Raw genomic sequence first — 3,895 nt, 5'->3', positions numbered from 1 at the left:
CGCCCCGCCGGCGGGGCCCGGCCCCTCCCCGGCGGCACGGGTCGCGGCGGGGGCGGCCCCACCCGGCCGGGGCTTTCGTCTTCGGCGGAGACGGGCTTTGGTCCCTGCCCGCCTCCGCCGGGGCGGGCCTAGCGTCGTGATGAAGGACCCGACGGGGAGCCGAGTCGACCCGGGAGCTGGTGAGCATGTCGGACGGTCCTGGCGACGAACAACTGTGGTCGGCCGTCGACCACGCGACCCGCGCGCCGTCGGTGCACAACACCCAGCCGTGGCGTTGGCGGTGGGAGCAGGGGACGGTGTGGCTGTACGCCGACTGGAGCCGGCAGCTGCGGGTGACCGATCCCCGGGGGTGGGACGTCCTGATGAGCTGCGGAGCGGCCCTGCACCACCTCCGGGTGGCCCTCGCGGCCGCCGGGTGGGCCACCGAGGTCCGCCGACTTCCCGATCCGACAGACCAGTCGCTGCTGGCCGTGGTGCGCACCCGACCGCACCAGCCCACCGAACAGGAGCGCCGGACGGCGTCGGTCATCCCGGAACGGCGCAGCGACCGTCGCCGGTACGACCTGTGGCAGGTGCCCCTCGCCCTGATCAGGGAGATGGAGGAGCGCGCCGCCGAACAGGGGGTGACCGTGCGCCCGATGACCGACCCGGCCACCCGCTACCGGTTGGTCAGCGCGATGAAGGAGGCGGCGGAACTCCAGGAGTCCGACGAGGCGTACGTCTCCGAGTTGGCCACGTGGAGCGGGCGCCTCTCCCAGGACGTGGAAGGTGTTCCGGCCGCGAACACCCTGGCCGCCGGTGTCGAGGACACCGACGTGCCCACCCGGCACTTCCCTGGTGGCGAGCTGCCCAGATCGCCCCGCCAGTTGAACGAGCCCGACGCGGGCACCCTGTTGGTGCTGGGCAGCGCCCGGGAGGACCGGTTGTCGTGGCTCCGGGCCGGGGAGGGCCTGAGCGCGGTGTTGTTGTGCGCGGCCGAGCACGGCCTGGCCAGCTGCCCGCTGAGCCAGGTGCTGGAGGTCCCCCTCACCCGGGACGCACTGCGCGAACGGGTGCTGGACGCGCAGACCCACCCCCACATCGTGGTGCGGGTGGGCTGCCCACTGCTCAACGCTCCCCCGCTGGCCCCGCCCCCGCGCCGTCCCCTGGCGGAGGTCGTGGAGCGTGCGACAGCGGTGCGGTAGGGGCGTCGCCCGACGTCCCGGCCCTGCGGGCGTGCGGAGCGGAGGAAGGAGTGCCCGATGTACTACGGACCGACCTGGGGGCCCGGCCCCTGGATCTTCTTCGTCGTTCTCCTGTTGTTGATCGTCGCCATCGCCCTCTCGGCGTTCCTGGTCCGACGCGGCGTCGCGGGTGGCACGGCCGGCGCGCACCGGGCGGATGCCATGACTCGCGAGACGGGGTTGGAGAGCGCGCGGCGGATCCTCGACGAGCGGTTCGCCCGGGGCGAGATCAACGAGGAGGAGTACCGGCGGCGCCGGCAGGTCATCGACGGTGACGGCACCCCGCCGGACGGGTGAGCCGGCGACGGCGCGGGTGCCCGGGGACAGGGGGTCGTGGTTGACGACGGCCCGCCGGCGGCGGCGCGAGGAAGCGCGGGACGACGCCACCGACGACCGGCGCGCCGTGTCCGGACGCGCTCACGGCGTCCCCGTCGGGGCACGGCACTTCGTGGCGGACGGCCCGCCCGGTCGTCTCGCTGGCGCTCGCGCGGGTGGCCAGGCGCACGGGAGCGGTTACGCTCCGCTCGCGGGCGGGCCTGGTACCGGGTACCCACCCCTCGGGGAGCGCCGCACTCCGCGCCGGGAGGGCGTGCGCGCTGCCGGGTTCGGCACTCGGGTGCCCGGAGCCGGGGGATGGCACGCTCCCCCGCCACCCCGTGCGTGACCCGTCCACTCCCGGCACCCCTCCGGAGTCCCGGCGCGCCGGGCACGCTCACGCCGGTGGCCGCTCGGTGGTCAGCTCCGTCCTGGCGACCAGTGGCTGTCGACAGGTGATGTCCCCCGACGACGAGCAACGGCAGCACGGCCCGTCCGGTGCGCCACGACGACCCGTCCTGGGCGCGGCCGCGACACGGCACGTCCGGCGGGGCGAGCGGAGCGGCACAGGCATACCGCTCCCCGGACGCCCGCGCCCCCCGAGCCGAGTGGGTGGCCAGGCGGTGGTCAGGACTGGTCCACCGGGCGGGCGATGATGACCGGGCAGGACGCGTGGTGCAGCAGGGTGCGGCTGGTGGACCCCAACAACATGCCGGTGAACCCGCCACGGCCCCGGCTGCCGACGATGATCATCCGGGCACGTTCGGCCTGGCTCAACAGCCCCGGCCCCGGGCGGTCCCGCACCACCATGCGATGAACGCGCACGTCCGGGTACCGCTCCTGCCAGCCGGCGAGGCGCTCGGCCAGCACCAGTTCCTCGGCGGCCTCCACGGCCTGCCAGTCGACCATGTTCCTGGTGAGTTCGAAATCGCTCTCGAAGGCCGCGTCGATCCAGGTGTGCACCGCGAGCAGGTCCGCGCCCCGGAACGCGGCCTCGTCGAAGGCGAAGGCGATGGCACGTTCGCTGGTGGGTGAGCCGTCGACGCCGACGAGGATCGGCCCCGCCTCCGGTGGAGGTTCGGTCGGTGCCCTCCCCCGGATCACGGCGACCGGGCTCTGCCCGTGGGCCGCGAGCGCGGTGGCCGCCGACCCGACCAGCAGGCTGGAGAAGCCGCCACGCCCCCGGGACCCGAGGACCACCAGCTGGGCCTGCCGGGACAACGCGATCAACGCCGGAACCGGCCCCTCCATCCGGGTCTCCGGTCGGATGTCGATGCCCGGGGCGACCTCGGACGCCACTTCCGTCGCCCGGTCCAGGTACTGGGCGACGTCGTCGCGTTGCGACTGGATGATCGCGTCCACCGACTCGGGAGTGGTGACCACTCCGGGGTAGGTGACGAACAGCGGGAGGTAGGCGTGCGCCAGCACCAGCGGGACACGGCGTTCCCGCGCCTCCTCCGCCGCCCACCGCGTCGCGTTCAGCGCCGCCTCGGAGCCGTCAACCCCGACCACGATGTGGTGGCCGACTGTGGTGGTCATCGCGTCCTCCCCAGGGTCTGCGCCCGGTGTGCCGGCGACGACGGCGGAGCGGGCGTTCCCCGACCCGCCGGCCTGACGGGTCGGCGGGTCGCCCAACCTCCGTACCACCGCCTCCCCGTTCGACGGTACGAGGCGGGGGGTCCGCGCGCCGGGGACTTCCGGCCCGTGAGGAAGGGACCTCCGTCGCCCCTCGGCGGGCGGGCGGGTTCTGGTCACACCGGAACCCACCCGCCGGGAACGTGGTCTGGCCCGGGCGCCACCGGGGCGTGCCGGCCCACCCGCCGCGGAGTCGGGACGCCGCCGGCACCCGGTCCGGCGGTCGGCGGGACCTTCGACCCTGCTCCGTACCGCCCGACGGCGGGATGCTGGCGACATCCCAGCGGGGAGAGGAGGCCGTCATGGAGTACGTCAAGCGGTGGAACATCGAAGTCTCCGTGGTCGAGGAGGGACGGGAGACGCACGCCGAGGCCCGCTTGTACACGACGGAGGCCCAGCCCCCACTGATCGGCGAGGGGCGAGCGCGCTGCAACGTGTCGGACGACAACGTCCCCCAGATCGGCGACGAGCTGGCGGTGGCCCGCGCGCTCGCCGACCTGTCCCGCCAGTTGGCTCGGATGACGGCGACCGACATCGAGTCGATGACACACGAGCCCGCCTTCGTGCGGGTGTAGCGGGCGCCTCGCCGCCCGCCAGGGGCGGGCCACGCACGGGTGTGAACCCCGGGGACGTCTTGGGGCGGTCCCCGGCCGGCAGGTGCGTCCGCCTCCTCGCGGCGGCCGTCCCGGTGCCCGGGGACCCCGAGGAGGAACATCGGCGGG

At 74.7% G+C, this 3,895-nt stretch carries 4 protein-coding genes; 3 read left to right on the top strand and 1 reads right to left on the bottom strand.

What is annotated here, in order from left to right; genetic code table 11:
* The first annotated feature begins 185 nt into the window (after nt 1–185).
* Complete coding sequence (locus ACTIDRAF_RS0222100; protein ID WP_026066379.1) at nt 186–1,184, top strand: Acg family FMN-binding oxidoreductase; 999 nt, start codon at nt 186–188, stop codon at nt 1,182–1,184.
* 57 nt (nt 1,185–1,241) lie between these two features.
* Nucleotides 1,242–1,520: an SHOCT domain-containing protein gene (locus ACTIDRAF_RS0222095; protein WP_016700888.1), complete on the top strand. Its 279-nt coding sequence runs from the start codon at nt 1,242–1,244 to the stop codon at nt 1,518–1,520.
* 645 nt (nt 1,521–2,165) lie between these two features.
* Here ACTIDRAF_RS0222095 and ACTIDRAF_RS0222090 read toward each other — a convergent pair.
* Complete coding sequence (locus ACTIDRAF_RS0222090) at nt 2,166–3,077, bottom strand: universal stress protein (RefSeq protein WP_016700887.1); 912 nt, start codon at nt 3,075–3,077, stop codon at nt 2,166–2,168.
* A gap of 398 nt (nt 3,078–3,475) precedes the next feature.
* Here ACTIDRAF_RS0222090 and ACTIDRAF_RS0222085 point away from each other — a divergent pair, with 398 nt between their 5' ends.
* Complete coding sequence (locus tag ACTIDRAF_RS0222085) at nt 3,476–3,748, top strand: DUF1876 domain-containing protein (protein WP_016700886.1); 273 nt, start codon at nt 3,476–3,478, stop codon at nt 3,746–3,748.
* Nucleotides 3,749–3,895 lie beyond the last annotated feature (147 nt).

Source organism: Actinoalloteichus spitiensis RMV-1378, assembly GCF_000239155.1.
Lineage (GTDB): Bacteria > Actinomycetota > Actinomycetes > Mycobacteriales > Pseudonocardiaceae > Actinoalloteichus_B > Actinoalloteichus_B spitiensis.
This window is presented reverse-complemented; position numbering and strand designations above follow the sequence as displayed.

What these genes read in the sequence shown, in the direction of transcription:
- ACTIDRAF_RS0222100 (WP_026066379.1), top strand. Translation starts at nt 186, where the DNA reads ATGTCGGACGGTCCTGGCGACGAACAACTGTGGTCGGCCGTCGACCAC.
- ACTIDRAF_RS0222095 (WP_016700888.1), top strand. Translation starts at nt 1,242, where the DNA reads ATGTACTACGGACCGACCTGGGGGCCCGGCCCCTGGATCTTCTTCGTC.
- ACTIDRAF_RS0222090 (WP_016700887.1), bottom strand. Translation starts at nt 3,077, where the DNA reads ATGACCACCACAGTCGGCCACCACATCGTGGTCGGGGTTGACGGCTCC.
- ACTIDRAF_RS0222085 (WP_016700886.1), top strand. Translation starts at nt 3,476, where the DNA reads ATGGAGTACGTCAAGCGGTGGAACATCGAAGTCTCCGTGGTCGAGGAG.